This window comes from Pedococcus sp. P2_D7 (genome assembly GCF_056404295.1).
In genome coordinates, this window is sequence record NZ_JBFUEH010000005.1 from 1 (window position 1) to 19,427 (window position 19,427).

Here is a 19,427-nt window from a genome sequence, read left to right on the forward strand (position 1 = left end):
GCCGGGGGCGGGGGGCGTTGCGGTGGCGCGCGCGCCACCTCACCTCACCTCACCTCACCTCGCCACGTCTCAGGTCAGCGCCTGAGCCACTTCGCGGCGGTCTCGGCCTCGATGTCGATGGCCTCCTCGATCGGCGGCGCGGCAGCCTTCTCGATCTTGCCGCCGATGAGCGGCACCTTGGCCTTGAGCTCGGCGTCGAGCGTCTCGACGGTCCCGCCTGCACCGGGCGCGAGCATCAGGGTGCCCTTGAGCACGATGGGTGCGCCGGCGACCGCCATCTCGACCGTGCCGCGCCGGCCGCCACCTCCGGAGGCCGGGCCCCAGTCCTGGGTCTCGGTCACCTTGAGGGTGTCGCCGACCATCGACTTGGCGAAGTCGGGCAGCCCGTCGCTGGGCAGGATGCGCTCGGTGGTGATGACGGTGTGGTCGCCGACGGTCTTGACGTCCGCCGAGTGCTTGACGGCCGCGGTGGCCGCGCACTTCGCCTCCTGGAACTTCACGTCCGACAGGACGGCGAAGACCTCCTCGGGGGTGGCGGCGTACTCGATCGACTTGGCGATCTTCATGCGTCTTCTCCTGTCACCGGGATGCTGCCCACCAGCTGGTGGCGGACGTCGGCTCAGCTGGTGGCGGACGTCGCCTCGCCAGCGTAGCCATCGGGGCTCAGCGCCGCGACGAGGCAGTCCGGAACCGCACCGCTTGGCCCGGCACCAGCTGGGCGGCGAGGTCGGCGGAGCGCTCGGTGAGCACCGCGACGACGGGGTAGCCGCCGGTGACCGGGTGGTCGGCGAGGAACACCACGGGACGCCCGTCGGCAGGGACCTGCACGGCGCCCCTGACCACGCCCTCGCTGGGGAGCTCGCGGTCCTCGAACTGCGGCGACCTCGTCAGGGCGGCACCGTCGAGGCGCACCCCGACGCGGTCACTGGCCGGGTCGACGGACCACGGCGACGAGGTCAGCTCCGCGACGTCGGCCAGCCAGTCGCGGCGGGGGCCGGGCAGCAGCTCGAGCGTCACGGTGCCGGTCGAAGGAGTCGGCACGGGGGCGACGTCGACCGTGGGCTGGCCCACCGCGATGCCGATCGGCAGCAGGTCGCCCGGACGCAGCGGCGCAGGACCGATTGCGGAAAGTGTGTCGTACGAACGCGATCCGAGCACGAGGCCGACCTCGATGCCGCCACGGACGCTGACATAGGTGCGCAGGCCGCTCGTGGGGCGGCCCAGGTCGAGGAGCGCGCCGTCGCCCACGGTGAACGGAGCGGCATGGCCGACCCTCCTGCCGTCGACGGTCGCGGTCGTGGGTGCACCGGTGAGCACCACCGTGACGGCGCCGTGGGCGCGCAGGGCCAGGCCGCCGTGGTGGACCTCGATGGCGGCGCGGTCGGTGTCCTGCCCGAGGAGCCGGGCGCCGAGCGCGTGGGCCCCACGGTCCGCGGCCCCCGACGGGCCGACGCCCAGCTCCGAGAGGCCGGGGCGCCCGCGGTCCTGGACGAGGGCCAGCGGCCCGGTCTCGAGCACCTCCAGCCGTGGGTATGCCGCGGGGCCGGCCTTCGTGGCTCGCTCGCCAGTCATGGGGTGCCGTCCGCGTCGACACCGTCCACATCAACACCGTCCGCGTCGACACCGTCCACATCAACACCGTCCGAATCAACACGGTTCGCACCAACACCGTTCGCATCAACACCGTCCGCATCAACAAACTGCACCCACAGCCCCGGCCGGAGCAGGGCAGGTGGCTCGCGGTCGAGGTCCCAGAGGACCTGCTCCGTGCGGCCGATCAGCTGCCAGCCGCCGGGGGAGGAGCGCGGGTAGATGCCGCTGAACTCCCCGGCCAGCCCGACCGACCCTGCAGGCACGCGGGTCCGGGGTGTGGAGCGTCGCGGGACGTCGAGACGAGGGTCCCCGCCCACGAGGTACGCGAAGCCCGGGGCGAACCCGCTGAAGCCCACGCGCCACACCCGGCCGGTGTGCGCCGCGACGACCTCCTCCGGCGACAGGCCGGTCAGCTCCGCGACGCCGGCCAGGTCCGGGCCGTCGTAGTGGACGGTGATCTCGACGTCGGTGGCGTCTGCCCGCTCCGGCGCCCGGGCCGGGGCGCCAGCCGAGCCGGACAGCTCGCGGAGCGCCGTCTCGGCCGCCGACCGGACCGGGCCCAGGGCGGCGGCCGAGTCGACGACCAGCAGGAGCGTGCGGGCACCGGCCACGGCGTCGAGCAGGCCCGGCGGGCGGTCGTCGACCCACAGGCGCCGATGCAGCTCGAGCACGTCCTCGAGGGTGTCGGCCTCGACGAGGACCGCCCGCTCGCCGCTGGGCAACAGCCGACCGGTCACGACGGCCTAGGCGTCGGCCGCGACGAACGGCCGGATGGTGACCCCGGCCGCCTCGAGGCCGGCGCGTACGGCGGTGGCCATCGACACCGCGCCCGGGCTGTCGCCGTGGACGCACAGGGACCGCGCGCCGACCGTGATCGCCGATCCGTCGGACGCCTCGACCTGGCCGGTGACCACCAGGCGCACGGCCCGGGCGGCCACGGAGGTGGGGTCGTGCAGCACGGCGCCCTCCTCGCTGCGGGGGACCAGCCCGCCCTGAGGCGTGTAGGCGCGGTCGGCGAAGGCCTCGGTGACGGTCGGCAGCCCCGCGGCCTGCGCGACGGCCAGCACCACCGAGCCGGGGAGGCCGAGCACGGCCAAGGTCGGGTCGACCCGGCGCACCGCCTCGACCACCGCGGCTGCCTGGGCTTCGTGGTGGACGACCGCGTGGTAGAGCGCGCCGTGCGGCTTCACGTACCGGACCTTCGCGCCGACGGCCGCGCAGATGCCCTGGAGGGCGCCGAGCTGGTAGACCACGTCGGCCAGCAGGTCAGCCGGGTCGAGGTCGATGAACCGGCGGCCGAAACCTGCGAGGTCGCGGTAGCCGACCTGCGCGCCGATGACGACACCGCGCTCGGCGGCCTGCCCGCACACCCGCAACAGGCCTCGGGGGTCGCCGGCGTGGAAGCCACAGGCGACGTTGGCGCTCGTGACGACGTCGAGCATCGCCTCGTCGTCGCCCAGGGTCCACCGCCCGAACGACTCGCCCAGGTCTGCGTTGAGGTCGACGGACGTCACCGCCGCAGCGCTTCCGCGTGCGTGGCCAGCACCTGCTGCGACTCGCGCAGCGTCACGGCCAAGCGGTGCCGGCGCTGGGCCACGAGGGCGCTGACGGCGTCGAGCTCGGCCTGGATGCGGGCGGCGGCCGCGAGCTGGTGGGCGCTGGCCTCGCCGTCGGCGACCCCGGTAACGCCCCAGGCCGTGGCGACCTCGCCGCCGGCACCCACCCGGAGCCCCGCCTGGGTGGCGCGGGCGGCGATCCGACGGCTGTCGGCGACCGCCTCGGACAGGTCGGCGGAGTGGGCTTGCAGAGCCGAGCCGACCCGGTCGACCTCGCGAGCAGCTGCAGCCGTGGCGGCGTCGAGCGCGTCGACGCGCCGTCGGGCCTGCAGGAGCACCGGGCCGGGTCGAGCGAGGTCACCGTCGTCGAAGGGGTCGCGGGCTGCTCGGCCGGAGGTGCGCAGTCGGGTGGCCAGGTGGCGCAGGGTGCCCCCCAGGCGCGAGCAGGAGGCCGGGTCGCCGGCGACGACGGTCACGACCGCACTCGATCGGCGCGGCCCACAGGGTCACTGAGTCCGGGAGGCTCGGCGAGCGAGGCGACGTGCAGCCGACCGGCGAGGTCGGTGGTGGTCGCGTCGATCTCGCGCAGGAGGTCGGCCACCTGGTCGACCCACCCGTCGAGGACGGTCTGGGTCTCCCGGTCACCCACCTCGGGGAACTGCTCGAGGACCTCCGCGGCGCCGTCCCGCGCGCACTCGCGCAGCGGCCCGAGAGCCGCAGCGAGCAAGCGGAGACGGTCGGGGTCGACCCGGGCGGGCGGCATACCTCTCACTGTAGTGAGGTCATGGCAACGGCCCCCGGAGATACCCACATGGGGCACTCCGAGGGCCGTTCGTCACGAACCAGGCCCGATCAGTACCAGTGCTTCCTGCCACCGATGGCGCGACCGGTGCCACCCAGGATGGCCAGGACGAGCCCGACCACGATGAGGATGGCGCCGATGGTCACCAGGATCTTGAGGCTGCTCACGAGCAGGCCGAGAATCAGCAAGATGATGCCGAGGACGATCACGTGGAACTCCTTTTGCTTCGGGGGGTGCAAACACTCCACCTCACCACACATTGCGCAAAAACACACGTTGACCTGCGTAAACGTTCCGCCAATGTGACCTGAGGGGCGGGGTGTGCCGCCTGCGACTCGTGAGCGATAGTCTCGGCTGGGTCGCACAGCGTGGTGCGGCGGCCGTGCACGACCCGCACAGCCCGAAGACCGAGTGAGGATGAAGTCGACAGCCATGTCTGCGTCGCTGGAGCAGTCCCGTCAGCAACTCCTGCACACCGCCGCCGAGCGCGCGGACCACGCCGGTGGTGAGGCGGTCGAAGAGTTCCTGCGCACCTACTACCGCCACGTGGCCACCGAGGACCTCCTGGCCCGAGCGCCCGAGGACCTGCTCGGCGCGGCCATGGCCCAGCGCGACCTCGCCAAGGACCGTCCCGTCGGCACCGCGAAGGTCGAGGTCTTCAACCCCGAGATCGAGGAGCAGGGCTGGGCCAGCGGGCACACCGTCGTCCAGATCGTCACCGACGACATGCCCTTCCTCGTCGACTCGGTGAGTGCCGAGCTCCAGCGCATGGAGCGTGCGGTCTACCTCGTCGTGCACCCGACGATGCGGGTCCGACGCAACGCCGCGGGACAGCTGGAGGAGGTGGTCCTCGACGCCGGCGCCACCACGGGGCAGTCCGCGTCCGACGACGGGTTCGGCCTCGTGCGCGAGTCCTGGATGCACCTGGAGATCGACCGCGACAGCAGCGCCTCCGAGCGCGCCAGCATCGCCGAGGGGCTGCGCGGCATCCTCGGCAACGTGCGTGAGGCCGTCGAGGACTGGCCCAAGATGAAGGCCACCTGCTCGCAGCTGGCGCGCGACCTCGTCGACGCGCCACCGACCGGACTTCCGGAGGAGGAGGTGGAGCAGGCGCGCGGTCTCCTGGAGTGGCTGGCGGACAACCACTTCACGTTCCTCGGCTACCGCGAGTACGCGCTCCACCGCGGGCCGGACGCCGACATGCTCGAAGCCGTCCAGGGCACGGGGCTCGGGCTCCTGCGCTACGACCGCACGGGTGACGGTGTGCTGCTGAGCGAGCAGGCCAAGGCCGTGGCGCGGGCCCGCGAGCTGCTCATCATCACCAAGGCCAACTCGCGGGCGACGGTGCACCGCAACACCTACCTCGACTACGTCAGCGTCAAGCAGTTCGACGACGCGGGTGAGGTGACGGGGGAGAAGCGCTTCCTCGGGCTGTTCACCTCCAGCGCCTACACCGAGTCCGTGACCCGGGTGCCGGTGCTGCGTGACAAGGTCGCCGCGATCTTCCAGCGCACCGGTTTCCTGCCCGACTCGCACTCGGGCAAGGACCTGCTCGAGGTGCTCGAGAACTACCCGCGTGACGAGCTCTTCCAGGCCGAGGAGGAGTCGCTCTACGACAACGCGACGGCGGTGCTCCACCTGCAGGAGCGGCGCAAGACCAAGCTGTTCCTTCGGCGCGACCGGTTCGGCCGGTTCGTGTCGTGCCTCGTCTACATCCCCCGCGACCGCTACAACACGGGCGTCCGGCTCAAGATGGAATCCATTCTCCGGCAAGCTTTTCCGGGTGCCACGGTCGACTTCACGACTCGCGTCTCGGAGTCCGTGCTGGCCCGCCTGCACTTCGTCGTCCGCGTCCCGGCGGGTGAGTCGATCCCCTCGATCGACGAGGCCGTGCTCGAGCGCCAGCTCGTCGACGCGACGCGCACCTGGGACGAGGACCTCGGCGAGGCGGCCCGGGCCGAGCACGGTGAGGAGGCTGCCGCGCGGCTGGTCGGCCTCTACGGACGGGCCTTCCCCGAGGCCTACAAGGAGGACTTCACCTCGCGCATCGGCGTCGCCGACATCCGTCACATGGACGCGCTGGAGAGCGATGACGCCACCGGCCTGAACATGTACCAGGAGCCCGGCGCCCCCGCGAACGAGCGTCGCTTCAAGCTCTACCGCCGCAGCCCGCTGTCCCTGACGCAGGTGCTGCCGATGTTCACCCACATGGGCGTCGAGGTCGTCGACGAGCGGCCCTACGAGATCTCGCGGGGCGACGGCGTCGGCCTCTGGGTCTACGACTTCGGCCTGCGGGTGCGCGACGACAAGGTGTGGACCGGCGACGGCGGCCGGGACCGGCTCCGTGAGTTGTTCCAGGACGCGGTCGGGGCGGTGTGGCGTGGTGAGGCCGAGTCCGACGGGTTCAACGCTCTCGTCCTCGGTGCCGGGCTGACCTGGCGACAGGTCGTCATCCTGCGCACCGTCGCGAAGTACTTGCGCCAGACCGGGTCCACGTTCTCCCAGGACTACGTCGAGTCGGCGCTGGTCTCCAACCTGCGGCTCGCCGCCAAGCTGGTGGCCCTCTTCGAGGCCCGGTTCGACCCGAGTCGGTATGCCGGTGCGGCCGGCCCCGAGCGCGAGGCCGCGCAGGGCGCGTTGTGCGACCAGATCACCAAGGACCTCGACGAGGTCAAGAGCCTCGACCACGACCGGATCATCCGGGCGTTCCTCGGGGTCATCACGGCGACGCTGCGGACGAACTTCTACCAGGCCGACTCCGCGGGGGCCGCCAAGACCTACGTCTCGATCAAGCTCAACCCGAAGAAGGTGCCCGACCTGCCGGCCCCGCGGCCGCAGTTCGAGATCTTCGTCTACTCGCCGCGCGTCGAGGGCGTGCACCTGCGCTTCGGGCCGGTGGCCCGTGGCGGGCTGCGGTGGTCCGACCGGCGGGAGGACTTCCGCACCGAGGTGCTCGGCCTGGTCAAGGCCCAGATGGTCAAGAACGCCGTCATCGTGCCGACCGGCTCCAAGGGTGGGTTCTACGCCAAGCAGCTGCCCGACCCGACGGTCGACCGTGACGCCTGGCTCGCCGAGGGCATCGGCTCCTACAAGGTCTTCATCTCCGGGCTGCTCGACCTCACCGACAACCGCGACGGGTCGCAGATCGTGCCCCCCGCCTCGGTGGTGCGCCACGACCCCGACGACTCCTACCTCGTCGTGGCGGCCGACAAGGGCACGGCGACCTTCTCCGACATCGCCAACGGGGTCGCCCAGTCCTACGGCTTCTGGCTCGACGACGGGTTCGCCTCGGGTGGCTCGGCCGGCTACGACCACAAGGCCATGGGCATCACCGCCCGTGGCGCGTGGGAGTCGGTCAAGCGGCACTTCCGCGAGATGGGTCACGACACCCAGACCCAGGACTTCACGGCGGTCGGCATCGGCGACATGTCCGGCGACGTCTTCGGCAACGGCATGCTGCTGTCCGAGCACATCCGGCTGGTGGCGGCGTTCGACCACCGCCACATCTTCCTCGACCCGAATCCCGTTGCGGCGACGAGCTTCCCTGAGCGCCAGCGGTTGTTCGACCTGCCGCGCTCCTCGTGGGCCGACTACGACACCTCGCTCATCTCGAGCGGCGGTGGAATCTTCGACCGCTCGCTGAAGTCAATCGCCATCACCCCTGAGATGACCGCGGCGCTCGGCTTGCCCAAGAACGCCACGTCGATGACCCCGGCCGAGCTGATGAAGGCGATCCTGCAGGCGCCGGTCGACCTGCTCTGGAACGGTGGCATCGGCACCTACGTGAAGTCGGCCGGCGAGAGCAGCACCGACATCGGCGACCGCGCCAACGACGCGATCCGCGTCGACGGGGGACAGCTGCGCTGCAAGGTGGTCGGAGAGGGTGGCAACCTCGGCCTCAGCCAGCTCGGCCGCATCGAGGCGGCGCTGCACGGCGTGCGGGTCAACACCGACGCCATCGACAACTCCGCGGGCGTCGACACGTCCGACCACGAGGTCAACATCAAGATCCTGCTCACCTCCCTGGTCAAGGCCGGTGACATGACGCTCAAGCAGCGCAACACGCTGCTGGCGTCGATGACCGACGACGTCGCCGCCCAGGTGCTGCGCGACAACTACGAGCAGAACGTCCTGCTGGGCAACGCCCGCGCCCAGGAGCACCCGATGCTCCCCGTCCACCAGCGGCTGATCCACTGGCTGGAGGAGCGCGGCGACCTCGACCGGGCGCTGGAGTTCCTGCCGACCGACACCGAGATCGACCGGCGCTTCGCCGACGGCCTCGGCCTGAAGTCACCGGAGTTCTCGGTGCTGGTGGCTTACGCCAAGCTCGCCCTCAAGGAGGACCTGCTGCCGTCGGAGCTGCCCGACGACCCGTGGTTCCAGGCGACCCTGACCGACTACTTCCCGGCGGCGCTGCGCGAGCAGTTCGCCGGCGAGCTGGCCGAGCACCCGCTGCGTCGCGAGATCATCACCAACTCGGTGGTCAACTCGATGGTCAACCGGGGCGGCATCACGTTCGCCTTCCGGGCGATGGAGGAGACCGGCGCGACCCCGGAGCAGATCGCCCGTGCCTTCGTGGTCTGCCGCGAGATCTTCGACCTGCCGAGCTTCGTCCACGAGGTCGAGGCGCTCGACAACGTCGTGTCCACCGACGTGCAGAGCCAGCTCTACCTCGAGTTCCGGCGGCTGATCGACCGCTCGATGCGCTGGTTCCTCACCTCGCGCCCGTCGCGACTCGACGTCGCCAACGAGGTGAAGCGGTTCGAAGCGGTGGTCCGCGAGTTCGCTCCCCAGATCACCGACCTGCTCAAGGGTGCGGAGCTGAAGCGCCTGCAGCACAACGCCGCCGGGCTGGAGAAGCTCGGTGTGCCCGACGACCTCGCGCTGCGCTCCGCGAGCCTGCTCGACCAGTTCTCACTGCTCGACATCGTCGACATCGCCACCGACACGGGGGAGTCGCCCACCGACGTGGCGCCCCTCTACTTCGTGCTCTCCGAGCGGTTCGGGATCGACGCCATGCTCACGCGGGTCACCAACCTGCCGCGTGACGACCGGTGGGACGCGCTGGCTCGTGGTGCCCTCCGCGATGACCTGTATGCCGTGCTGGAGAGCCTCGTGCGCTCCGTCATCGACGCGTCCACCTCGGGTGCTGCGCCGCTGGCGCGCTACGACGAGTGGGCCAAGGCTAACGCCGAGAGCCTGGCTCGGGCCAAGACGGCGCTCAGCGGGATCGAGCGGCTCGACAAGCCGAACATCGCGGCCCTGTCGGTCGCCCTGCGCACGCTGCGCTCGGTGATCCGCTCGGGCGCCGCGACGTCGTAGCGCGCCCGGCGGCCCGCGCTCACCGGCCCGCGCTCGGTGGTCTGCGGTCTGTGCTCAGCGACCGCCGAGCGCGGCCGCGACGACACTCAGGACCACGACGAACGCGACCGCGGCCAGGCCGATCCACAGGCAGCCCATCCCGGGACGGTGCTGCTTGGTGAAGCCGATGTTGCCGCGCGCGAACTGGTGCACCGGCGAGGCGTACCAGACCTCGACGACCTGCCCGGGCGCCACGGTGGTGTCGATGCCGGCCTGGCCGTAGGTGCGCATCCACTGCGCGTCGACGTCGATGTGGTTGGGCCCGGCGTGGACGGGCAGGTCCTGCACCCCGTAGCGCGACGGCACCGGGTAGCCGTTGATCCGCACCCGCGGGGTGATGGCGTTGGCCGTCATCACCGATCCCTGGATGGTCAGCCGGATCGTGCCCACCACGGGCTGGGCCGGTGTCGTCGGCTGGGGCGGCTCGGTGGGCGGCACGGGCGGCACGGGTGGCTGCGACGGTGGCACGGTCATGGTCGCCGAGGGTAGGCCGAAACTGCTCCGGAGTGGGGCGAAACCGCGCGGATACAGTGGGCGCGTGGCCGACGAGACGACGCATCCCCAGGTCCTGCTCGTGAGCCGCTACCCGGTGAAGTCGATGGGCGGGGAAGCCCTCGCCTCGGTCGAGGTCGGGCCGGCCGGTGTGGTCGGCGACCGCGAGTGGGCGGTCTACGCGACCGACGGCAAGCTGGCCAGCGGCAAGCACTCCCGGCGCTTCCGCAGGATGGACCCGGTGTTCGAGCTGGTCGCGGCGAAGCGCGCCACGGGCACGGTGGTGACCCTGCCGGACGGCTCGGAGGTCGCGCTCGGACGGGACGGCGCGGACTCCATCGTGTCGCGCCACTTCGGTGAGCCGGTCACCGTGCGGAGGGAGGGCGACGTCCAGCACCAGGACGCCGCGACCTTCTCCATCGTCGGGAGCGCGACGCTCGCCGAGCTCGGCCGGCACGAGGGCGACGGGCGCCCGCTCGACCCGCGCCACCTCCGCGTCAACGTCGTGGTCCGCACCGACCAGCCGTATGCCGAGGAGTCGTGGATCGGGCGCGACGTCACCATCGGCACGGTGCGGCTGCGCGTGACCGAGGCGATCGAGCGATGTCGGATGGTCGGGGTCGCCCAGGTCGGGCTACCGGAGCGGCCCAGGATGCTCCAGGCCATCAGCGACCACCACGACCTCCATGCCGGGATCTACGCGACCGTCGAGCAGCCGGGCACCATCGCCGTCGGCGACCTCGTCCGCTTCGCCTGACTGCCGTCTCACCGGGCGCCGCGTCCAGCCGGTGACACCGGGGGCGCGCCCCTGGCCGTTGGTCCGCGAGGATCACGTCATGCGGATCCTCGTCGTGTCGGACCTGCACTACCGGCTGCCCCACTACGACTGGCTCGTGGAGGCGGCCTCCGATGTGGACGTCGTCGCTGTGGTCGGTGACCTCGCCGACGTCGTCAGCCCGGTGCCGCACGCCGTGCAGACCGTCGTCCTGACGAGGTACCTCGCGCTCCTCGCGGCACGCGGCACGGTCCTCGTCGCGTCCGGGAACCACGACCTCGACGGGCCGGGCGCGCACGGCGAACAGGTGGCCGCCTGGCTGCGCCTTCCCCATCCCGAGTCGGTGCACGTCGACGGCATGAGCGTGGACATCGGTGACACCCGCTTCACCGTGTGCCCCTGGTGGGACGGTCCGGTCACCCGCGACGAGGTGGCAGCGCAGCTCGCTGCCGCCGCGGTCGACCGCCCGGCTCGCTGGGTGTGGCTCTACCACGCCCCGCCTGCGGGGACCGCCCTGTGCTTCGACGGCCGCCGGACCTTCCCCGACGAGGAGCTGGCCGCCTGGATCGCGCTGCACGGCCCCGACGTCGTGCTCTGCGGTCACATCCACCAGGCGCCGTGGGCCAAGGGCGGCTCGTGGCACGCGCGCCTCGGCGACACGTGGGTCTTCAACGCGGGCAAGCAGATCGGCAAGGTGCCGGCGCACATCACCCTCGACACCGACGCCGCCACGGCGACGTGGTTCGGCGTCTTCGACTCAGAGCAGCTCAGCCTCGCCTGACGGGTGCTCGGGGCCCCCGTCGTGGCCACCCTCGTCGTCACCACCCTCGTCGTCACCGTGGTGGTCGCCCTCGGGGTCCCGCGCCGAGCCGGTGCGCGGGGCAGGGCCCTGGTGGTGGACCAGCACGTCGAGGATCTGGTCGACGAGCCCGAGGTGCCCGGCCTGGTCGGCGAACTGCCTCTTCACGTCGACGAGGTAGTGCGTCATCCCGTCGAGGCGCGACGCCGTCGTGCGCAGGACGGCGAGCGCGGCTCCCGGTTGCTCCGACAGGAAGTCGAGCGGGTCCTCGACGACGTGCACCACGACGTCCTCGACCGCGCGGACGGTCGCAGTCGCGGGACGGTCCAGCACGGCGGACATCTCCCCGAAGACCGCGCCGGGGGAGTCGATGCGGGCGAACGGCACCCCGTCGTGCTCGATGACGACCGACCCGGACACGAGCACCAACATCCGTCCCGCGGGCGCGCCCTCGGTGATCAGCACCTCGCCGGCGCCGACGGTCTCCGACGGCAGGTCGGCGGCGAAGGGGAGCAGGTCGGTCACCGGGCCAGTGTCGTGCAGGATCGTCGGCGCAGACAGGGGCCGCCCACCCGTCGAACACCGCCCTCCCGACGCGCGATTAGGCTTCCCGCGTGCCCACCCTCAACGAGGTGCTCCAGTCCGCCACCGACCTCGCCCCCGCTGAGGTCGAGTGGCTCCAGCTGCTCGTCGGTGACTGGCAGCTGATCTCGGACCTCTCCTTCGGCGACCTCGTGCTCTGGGTGCCGGGTGGCCTCGAGGGCTGGCTGGCGGTGGCGCACGTGCGACCGACGACCGGCCAGATGGTGTTCTTCGAGGACGTGGTCGGGCGGCGCACCCATCGGGGCCGCCAGTCGCTGCTCGACCAGGCCTACCTCGACCAGCGGATCGTCCGCGAGAAGGACCCGATCTTCCGCGACGACATGCCGGTCCGCGAGGAGGCCATCCCCGTCGTGCGGGAGGGCCGCGCGCTCGCGGTGATCACGCGGCATACCAATCTTGCGGCGATGCGGACGCCGAGCCGGCTGGAGCTGACCTATCAGGCGCTCGCCGACGCGTTGGCGCGGATGATCGCAGCGGGGGAGTTCCCGAACAGCTCCGCCCCCACCGGCCAACGGCGCGGTGCGCCGCGCGTCGGTGACGGCGTGATCCGGCTCGACGTCAACGGGATCGTGTCCTACGCCAGCCCCAACGCTCTCTCTGCCGTGCACCGGCTCGGCCACGTCGGCGACGTCATCGGCGAGCTGTTGGCCAAGGTGGTGGCCGACCTCCTGCGCGACGAGTCGCCGGTCGACGAGTCGCTGGCGCTGGTGGTCACCGGTCGGGCGCCGTGGCGCACCGAGGTCACCTCACGTGGCGCGAGCGTGTCGATGCGCGCCATCCCGATCACCGAGGGTGGCAACCGGGTCGGGGCGCTGCTGCTCCTGCGCGACGTCTCCGAGCTGCGTCGTCGTGAGCTCGAGCTGCTCACCAAGGACGCGACGATCCGCGAGATCCACCACCGCGTGAAGAACAACCTCCAGACGGTCGCGGCGTTGCTGCGGCTGCAGGCCCGGCGGCTCCCCGAGGGCGAGGCGGGCCGGGCGGCGCTGGAGGAGGCGGTGCGGCGCGTCGGAGTGATCGCGCTGGTGCACGAGACGCTGAGCCAGGGTTTCGACGAGACGGTGGACTTCGACGACATCGCGGTGCGTGGCCTGCAGGCGATCACCGAGGTCGCCAAGATCGAGCACCCGATCACCTCCCAGGTGCGGGGGTCGTTCGGCACGTTGCGCGCTGAGGACGCGACGGCGCTCGCGATGGTGCTCTCCGAGCTGGTGCAGAACGCCGTCGAGCACGGACTCGCCGAGACCGGTGGCGGCACCGTCGACGTCGAGGCGCAGCGCTCGGCCGACGACCGCGGCGACGAGCTGCTCACGGTGACGATCACCGACGACGGAGTTGGCCTGCCGGCCGACTTCACGCCGGGTGGCTCGGGGCTCGGCACCCAGATCGTGCAGTCGCTGGTGCAGGACCTGCGGGGCAGGATCGCCTGGGACGCAGCAAAGCCGCGCGGGACGCGGGTGCGTTTCATCGCGCGGCTTCGGCCACTGGGGAGGGACGGCGCCTGAGGGCGGGTCCCGGTCGTCTGGAGTTGTGGTCGTACAGGGGGTCCGCCGACGCGTCGGCGGCGAAGCGGGCTCGGTCAGCCGGCGCGGCGGGCGCGAGCGTTGCGGCGCTTGAGGGCGCGGCGCTCGTCCTCGGACATGCCGCCCCAGACTCCGGCGTCCTGACCGGACTCGATGGCCCACTTCAGGCAGACGTCGACGACGGTGCAGCGCCGGCAGACGGCCTTGGCCTCCTCGATCTGGAGGATGGCCGGGCCGGTGTTCCCAATCGGGAAGAACAGCTCGGGGTCCTCGTCGAGGCAGGCAGCGCGATCGCGCCAATCCATGAAGGGTGCTCCTTGTAGTGCAGGGGGTTCGCATCCGCGCGGTGTGGCCCTGGGGTGCGGACCTCACAGCACGGACGCGTCATTGCGGGGGTGTGCAGGGGGTCGTGCGCCTGAGCAGGTCAGGGCCGAACGGCAAACACTAGCCGACCCATTTCCGCACAGGGTGAAACGCGTGCGCACCTCAGTTTGGAGGGGTGGACGCACTTCTGCCAACGGGTTGCCGCGGCTTTCTGTTCCAGCCTGACGCATCCGGACCTGAATAGACACCCTGAGCACGAGATTTCGACCCGGTGACAGTGAGGTGTTGGTCACATGTCGGACGTGTCGCGTCACGTCCGCCCATTTCCGGCTCACCCGCGGACCGCGGTATGCCGCGTGCGCGCCGTCCGCGCCCGGGCCTAGCCTGAGTGCCGTGACCAGTCCGGCCCCCGCCCCGTCCCGCCCGCGCGACCCGTTCCGTACCGTCGCCGCCGGCATCTGCGCCCTGCAGGCGTTGGCGCTGCTGGGGTTCGTCGGGTTCTACCTGTGGGAGCTGACCCAGGACTCCTCTGACGACGCGACGCGGGTCGTGATGTCGGCCCTGCTGATCCTGGTCTTCGCGGTGGGCATCGCGGCGCTGGCCCGTGGCTGGGTGCGCGGCGACAACTGGCCCAGCACCCCGACCGCCGTCTGGAACGCCCTGCTGCTCCCGGTCGGCTGGAGCCTGGTGCAGAGCGACCGTGCGCTGGTTGGCGCCCTGGTCATCGTCATCGCCCTGGTCGGCATCCTCGCCGCGATCCGCGCCGACACGAGGGACCAGGATTCGGCAGACACCGCTGAGCGGTGAGCGGTGAGCCGGGTCAGGCAGCTTCGTCCGCTGCCGTGATGCGCAGCATCACCCGCTGAGGTGCGCCGCGGCGGATCAGCCGCTCGATCCCCATGACGAGGCGGTACTCGAGCGGGTACTTGGCTCCCATCACCGAGTCGAGCCGGTACATCGCCTCCCGGCCCTCGACGACCTCGGCCACGCCGGCGACCGGCGGCACCGAGGTGTCGGCCTTCCCCCGCCGGCTCGACGGCCGCAGGGCGATGCGCTCGTCGTTGCGCAGGCGCTTGACCTTGCCGCTGCCGCTCGGCGTCGTCACGATCAGCGATTCGCCGTCGCGCCCGATCCACACCGTGGTCTCCACGGCGGCGCCGGACTTGCGGAACGTGGTGAGGGAGACGAACTTCTCGTCACCGAGGGCGGCCAGGTCAGGGGGGAGGGTCACCTCCTGACACTAGTCGAGGCAACCTGGATCGGTAGTGCAGCCCCCGACCGCACCAGGTAGCCACGCCCCGGCGGTGCCAGCCGGTCCACCGGGACCCGCGTGCCGAGCAGGTCAGCCGCCGTCGCGCTGGACGGTCCGAGCAGGATGCCCGTGCGGTGTTTCGCCACGCTGACCGCCAACCCGCGGTACTGCACGGACACGGCGTCGGCCTTCGCTCCGACCACGACGAGTCCCCCGTCGCGGTCGACCGAGGCGGCGATCTCACGCACGGCCGCGTCGAGCGGTGTGTCGAGGAGCTGGTCGGCGTCGTCGACCACCACGACGAGGTCGGGTGCCCGCCGTCTCAGGGCGACCAGCCCCTCGACGCGGCCGGGGTCGTCGCACCACAGGATGCGGGAGTCCCCGCGGAGTACCGCCCAGGGCGCGGAAGGGGTCGCGACCACACAGAGCTGACGACCCTTCGTCGCCAGCCCCGATGCGACAGTCGCGAGGGTCGTGCTGACACCGGACCCGCTCCCGCCGATGACGGCCCACCGACGCGGGTCGCGAGAGGGACTCAGCCCTCGGGGTGCGAGCACGTCGCCGCCGATCCCCACCAGGATGACGTCGTCCGCATCGGTCGGCTGCGGCAGCGAGCGCGTGGACACGCGGGTTGGCAGGGCATCGACACGCCATGGACGTCGTTGCGCGCTGTCGACGGCGCCGTTGACGGACGTCCCGGTCGGCCCGCGCGGCGGTGCGCACCGCGGGGGCACGGCGATCTGGACCTCGGTGCCGTCAAGGAGCAGGCCCCGGCCGGGAGGCTGCTCGGTAGGGACCGATCGCGGCGACAGCCCTGCGAGGAGCAGGTCGGTGGGGTCGTTCATCCGGAGCAGGACCCGGTGGGCCAGGGCCGCGGCGGCCCGCCCGACGAGGAGAGCCCGGTCGCCGGCCAGCGCACCAGTCAGGCCGAGTCCGGCACCCTCGCGCAGCAGGCCCAGCAGCTTCGTGACCACCTGGCCGCCATCGTGGTCGTCGGCCCGCTGCGCGAGCAGGTCCCAGTCGTCGACCAGGAGCACGACCGGAGCGGGGGCGGTCTTCGGGTCCGCCCGGCGCCAGTGCGCCATCGACGGGCGACCGGCGGTGGCGAGCCGCTCGCGCCGATCGGCCAAGTCCTCCGACAACCCGGCTACCAGTCGCGTGAGACGGGGCAGGTCGTCGATCGAAACGTGCGCTCCGCAATGGGGCAGTGACTGGACCGTCGACAGCGAACCGCCGCTGACGGCATACACATGGAGGTCGCTCGGACCGTGCGTGAGGGTCGCCGAGCCGACCACCGCGAGCAGGGCCGTGGTGCGCCCGCTCCCCGGGCCGCCGACGAAACCCCAGTGCCCGGGCTCGTCGAGGGCCACCTCGAGCGGCCGCTGCCGTTGATGGGCAGGTTCGTCGACCAGCCCGATCGGGAGTCGCATGGCGTCCTCGGGCCTCGGAAGTGACTGCGCCTCAATCCGCTCGGGGAGAGGTGCGAGCCATGGACTTGCGGCTCGACGCGCCCCGGTCTGGGCGACCGCGGCTGACACGGCAGCAACCACGGCCGACAGGTCCGTGGAGGTGTCGGTGTGCGGAGTCGTGGACTCCGGCCACGGCGCCGGCGCTGCACCCCACGGCAGTCGCCTCACCCGTATCCGGTCGGGCGGTCCCTGCGTGACCACGGACCTGGCCCCGGCGAACGCCGTCTGGAAGGCAGTGATGGGTCCGTCTGCCACCCGCGCGAGCGCCCGCCCGGGTGCCCCCGGATCCAGGGCCGCGGCGTCCGGGGCGTCGATGACGTCGACCGAGTCGGACCGGTCGCGCAGTCGCAGTCCGATCCGTAGGTTCATGTTCGTCCTGATGTCCGCCGTGACCACGCCGGCGGGTCGTTGGGTCGCGAGGACCAGGTGGATGCCCAGGGACCGCCCGAGTGCCGCCACGGCCACCATGCCGTCGATGAACTGGGGCAGCTCCTCCGCGAGAGCGCGGAACTCGTCGATGACGACGACCAGCCGGGGCAGGGGAGACGAGACGGAGGCAGATGAGGACTGGTACGAAAGGAAGTCCGCGACCTCGGCATCGGCGAGCAGCTGCTCCCGACGCTTGAGCTCGGCCCGGAGGGAGGTGAGGGCTCGGGCAGCGAGGTGCTCGTCGAGGTCGGTGACCACGGCAGCGACGTGGGGGAGCGGGGAGCACTCGCGGAAGGCGGCGCCGCCCTTGTAGTCGACGAGCACGAGCGACAGGTGCTCCGGGCCGTGCTGCACCACGAGGGAGGCCACGAGGGTGCGCAGGAGCTCGGACTTGCCGGCGCCCGTGGTGCCGGCTACCAGCACGTGCGGGCCGTCGGACGCGAGGTCGACACGGAAGGCGGCTTCTCCGGTGTGACCGATGGGCACCGAGGTGCTCTCCGGACACCGCGACCAGGTGCGCGCGATGGTCGCGGGCATCGACTCGGTGTCGTCGAGTCCGAGCAGCTCGCGGAGCCCGAGCCCGGCCGGAGGCGAACCGGCCGCGGTCGCGGGCGTGGCGTCGCGCAGTGGTGCGAGGCCACGGCTCAGCCGGTCCGCCCACCACGGCCCGACCCGGTCCACCACGAGGCGGGTGGGTGCGGTGCCGGGCACGTGCAGCACGGGTGTGGGGAGGTCGAGGTCGAGGACCGCTCGGCACTCCGAGGGCAGTCGGGGCCGCTCGTCGGCCACGGCCAGGACACAGATCCCCACGGAAGGACCGTGCTCGAGCACGACCGCGAGGTCGGGAAGCGCAGCCTGCGCGGCGGCCCCGTCGAGCACGACCAGGGTCCGTGCTCCCGACCAGGCTTCGGCCAGGCCGTCGCGTTGGGCGACCCGTTGGCGGACCACGGCCGCGAGTGCTGCGACGCCGGCCCGTGCGGCGTCGGCCAGTGCGTCGTGGGGGCGCTCGAAGGCCAGGAGACACTCTGGCCGCGGGTGCCCGTCGGCGGTGCGGACGTGCGGCAGCCGCCCGAGCCAGGACCAGGCAGGGTCTGCGCGCCCAGGCCCCGTGACGAGCACCAGCTCGAGGTCGCGGGGGGAGTGCAGGGTGACGAGCTGGCCCAGCAGGGCTCGCAGCACACCCATCACGGCAGTACGCTCACCACAGATGCCCGTGACCCCCAGCTCGGCGAGGGGCATGGCGCACGGAACCCATTGCAGCAGAGGGGCTTCCGGGGTGTCGGCGCCCATCCCGCTGAGCACTCGCACCGAGGCAGGCTGGTTGCACCACCCGACGCTCGCGGTCAGCGCGTCGGGGTCGGTGCGCCGTCGTTGCCAGACCTGCACCGTCGGGGTCGTGGCGGCCACCAGGGTCTGCGCCGGATCCGGGAAGGCGCGGGACAGCAGGTCGGCCTCAGCGCGGCAGGCGGCCTGCACCCGCTCCTCGGCCTCTCGGTGGCGACGCAGGTAAGCCGCGTGCTCCGCGGCATACCTGCGCTTGGTTGTCAGCCGGTCGCCGATGACGTTGCCCGCCATGAGAACTGGGCTCATGACGGCGAAGGCGAGCATCATCGGACCGAAGAGCAGCGCCATCACGCCCGCGATCGGAAACGGCAGCAGCATGGGTAGCCACGGCACGCGATTGGCGTGGGGTGCGACGGGCGGAGCCGGCAGCGAGATCGACGGAGCAGTGGGTGCCCCAAGGAGACGCGGTCGCCGGTTGACTCCCACCGTGCCGTCATCACGGGCAGCCACGGCAGCCGGCACCCCGCCTCCGGCTCGCAGCGCGACCAGGGTGTCCCCGACCCGGATGGTGGCTCCGATGCGGGCAGGGTGGGGAACGGCAGCGACCGGCGCTCCGTCGAGCTCGGTGCCGTTCGTCGACCCGGTGTCGGCGACCGTGATCGAGTCGGCGTCGACGGTGATCACGGCGTGGACTCGGGAGATCCGGGCGTCATCGATCACGATCGTTGCCTCCGATCCGCGCCCGAGGGTGTGCACGCCGGGGGGCAGCTCGAGCGTGCGCCCGGCGTCCGGGCCGTGCGTGATCGCCGCCGTGACGGGGGTCCGTGGGTCCATGGGAGACGGCAGCTGGAGCGGAGCGGGCCCCGGAGCGAGGGTGACGGCAGCGCCGTCGACCAAGGGTGCCCTGCCCACCTCGGCCGCCGCTTCGACGACGGTGCCCGCCACCGAGAGGGTCGGCTCAGCGGCTCCGTCGGCGTCGGAGAGCGCGCAGACGAGGGCGCTGGCCAGCTGAGCGGCCGTGGCTCCGGGAGCTGCCTCCACCTCCACCTCGGCAGGCGCGGTCGGAGGTTCGCCGCCGGCTGCCGACAACAGCACGGTGAGCTGGAGACGCATTCAGCCGACGCTAGGGAAGCGCGAAGGGCCGATGGCTGCATCGTCCACAGCT

The 19,427-nt window shown here is 72.0% G+C and carries 17 protein-coding genes; 5 read left to right on the plus strand and 12 right to left on the minus strand.

Annotated elements, in window-relative coordinates:
- Positions 1-74 precede the first annotated feature (74 nt).
- The 7 genes from AC1DWJ_RS12485 to AC1DWJ_RS12515 all read right to left on the minus strand — a co-directional run bounded on the left by AC1DWJ_RS12485 (position 75) and on the right by AC1DWJ_RS12515 (position 4,160).
- Positions 75-566 carry a DUF2505 domain-containing protein gene (locus AC1DWJ_RS12485; protein WP_477620924.1) on the minus strand — a complete coding sequence of 164 codons (492 nt, stop codon included), beginning with the start codon at positions 564-566 and terminating at the stop codon, positions 75-77.
- Between the two features lie 97 nt (positions 567-663).
- Positions 664-1,572 carry a 5-oxoprolinase subunit C family protein gene (locus AC1DWJ_RS12490; RefSeq protein ID WP_477620925.1) on the minus strand — a complete coding sequence of 303 codons (909 nt, stop codon included), beginning with the start codon at positions 1,570-1,572 and terminating at the stop codon, positions 664-666.
- The gene (locus AC1DWJ_RS12495) at positions 1,569-2,330 is read right to left on the minus strand and encodes a 5-oxoprolinase subunit B family protein (RefSeq protein ID WP_477620926.1); all 762 of its coding nucleotides are present in this window, start codon (positions 2,328-2,330) and stop codon (positions 1,569-1,571) included. The genes AC1DWJ_RS12490 and AC1DWJ_RS12495 overlap by 4 nt, the downstream gene beginning before the upstream one ends.
- A gap of 6 nt (positions 2,331-2,336) precedes the next feature.
- On the minus strand, positions 2,337-3,107 hold the full coding sequence (locus AC1DWJ_RS12500; protein ID WP_477620927.1) for a LamB/YcsF family protein: 771 nt from the start codon (positions 3,105-3,107) through the stop codon (positions 2,337-2,339).
- Complete coding sequence (locus tag AC1DWJ_RS12505) at positions 3,104-3,625, minus strand: hypothetical protein (RefSeq protein WP_477620928.1); 522 nt, start codon at positions 3,623-3,625, stop codon at positions 3,104-3,106. Before AC1DWJ_RS12505 ends, AC1DWJ_RS12500 begins: the two co-directional genes overlap by 4 nt.
- Positions 3,622-3,912, minus strand: coding sequence for a hypothetical protein (locus AC1DWJ_RS12510; protein ID WP_477620929.1), 291 nt, complete (start codon positions 3,910-3,912; stop codon positions 3,622-3,624). Before AC1DWJ_RS12510 ends, AC1DWJ_RS12505 begins: the two co-directional genes overlap by 4 nt.
- Before the next feature lie 89 nt (positions 3,913-4,001).
- Positions 4,002-4,160, minus strand: coding sequence for a DUF6131 family protein (locus AC1DWJ_RS12515; RefSeq protein ID WP_091784347.1), 159 nt, complete (start codon positions 4,158-4,160; stop codon positions 4,002-4,004).
- Positions 4,161-4,383: 223 nt separating this feature from the next.
- Between AC1DWJ_RS12515 and AC1DWJ_RS12520 the strand changes: the two genes are divergently transcribed.
- Entirely contained in the window at positions 4,384-9,273 is a 4,890-nt protein-coding gene (locus tag AC1DWJ_RS12520) for an NAD-glutamate dehydrogenase (protein ID WP_477620930.1), read from the plus strand.
- Between the two features lie 54 nt (positions 9,274-9,327).
- Here the strand turns inward: AC1DWJ_RS12520 and AC1DWJ_RS12525 are convergent, their stop codons facing one another.
- Positions 9,328-9,786, minus strand: coding sequence for a hypothetical protein (locus AC1DWJ_RS12525; protein ID WP_477620931.1), 459 nt, complete (start codon positions 9,784-9,786; stop codon positions 9,328-9,330).
- Positions 9,787-9,850: 64 nt separating this feature from the next.
- On the opposite strand from AC1DWJ_RS12525, the gene AC1DWJ_RS12530 reads away from it, so the two are divergent.
- Positions 9,851-10,561 (plus strand): MOSC domain-containing protein, encoded by a 711-nt coding sequence (locus AC1DWJ_RS12530; protein ID WP_477620932.1) that lies wholly within the window; start codon positions 9,851-9,853, stop codon positions 10,559-10,561.
- Positions 10,562-10,640: 79 nt separating this feature from the next.
- Positions 10,641-11,360 carry a metallophosphoesterase family protein gene (locus AC1DWJ_RS12535; RefSeq protein WP_477620933.1) on the plus strand — a complete coding sequence of 240 codons (720 nt, stop codon included), beginning with the start codon at positions 10,641-10,643 and terminating at the stop codon, positions 11,358-11,360.
- Here the strand turns inward: AC1DWJ_RS12535 and AC1DWJ_RS12540 are convergent.
- On the minus strand, positions 11,337-11,903 hold the full coding sequence (locus AC1DWJ_RS12540) for a cyclic nucleotide-binding domain-containing protein (RefSeq protein WP_457252432.1): 567 nt from the start codon (positions 11,901-11,903) through the stop codon (positions 11,337-11,339). The genes AC1DWJ_RS12535 and AC1DWJ_RS12540 overlap by 24 nt on opposite strands.
- Positions 11,904-11,992: 89 nt before the next feature.
- On the opposite strand from AC1DWJ_RS12540, the gene AC1DWJ_RS12545 reads away from it, so the two are divergent.
- Positions 11,993-13,486, plus strand: a complete 1,494-nt coding sequence (locus AC1DWJ_RS12545; RefSeq protein ID WP_457252431.1) for a sensor histidine kinase — start codon at positions 11,993-11,995, stop codon at positions 13,484-13,486.
- Positions 13,487-13,560: 74 nt separating this feature from the next.
- Here the strand turns inward: AC1DWJ_RS12545 and AC1DWJ_RS12550 are convergent, their stop codons facing one another.
- A complete protein-coding gene (locus tag AC1DWJ_RS12550; RefSeq protein WP_056922793.1) occupies positions 13,561-13,809 on the minus strand; it encodes a WhiB family transcriptional regulator in 249 nt (82 codons plus the stop codon).
- A 412-nt stretch (positions 13,810-14,221) separates the two neighbouring features.
- Between AC1DWJ_RS12550 and AC1DWJ_RS12555 the strand changes: the two genes are divergently transcribed.
- On the plus strand, positions 14,222-14,635 hold the full coding sequence (locus tag AC1DWJ_RS12555; RefSeq protein WP_457252430.1) for a hypothetical protein: 414 nt from the start codon (positions 14,222-14,224) through the stop codon (positions 14,633-14,635).
- Positions 14,636-14,648: 13 nt separating this feature from the next.
- Here the strand turns inward: AC1DWJ_RS12555 and AC1DWJ_RS12560 are convergent, their stop codons facing one another.
- Complete coding sequence (locus AC1DWJ_RS12560) at positions 14,649-15,059, minus strand: PPOX class F420-dependent oxidoreductase (RefSeq protein WP_457252429.1); 411 nt, start codon at positions 15,057-15,059, stop codon at positions 14,649-14,651.
- Positions 15,056-19,375 carry an FtsK/SpoIIIE domain-containing protein gene (locus AC1DWJ_RS12565; protein ID WP_477620934.1) on the minus strand — a complete coding sequence of 1,440 codons (4,320 nt, stop codon included), beginning with the start codon at positions 19,373-19,375 and terminating at the stop codon, positions 15,056-15,058. The genes AC1DWJ_RS12560 and AC1DWJ_RS12565 overlap by 4 nt, the downstream gene beginning before the upstream one ends.
- Positions 19,376-19,427 lie beyond the last annotated feature (52 nt).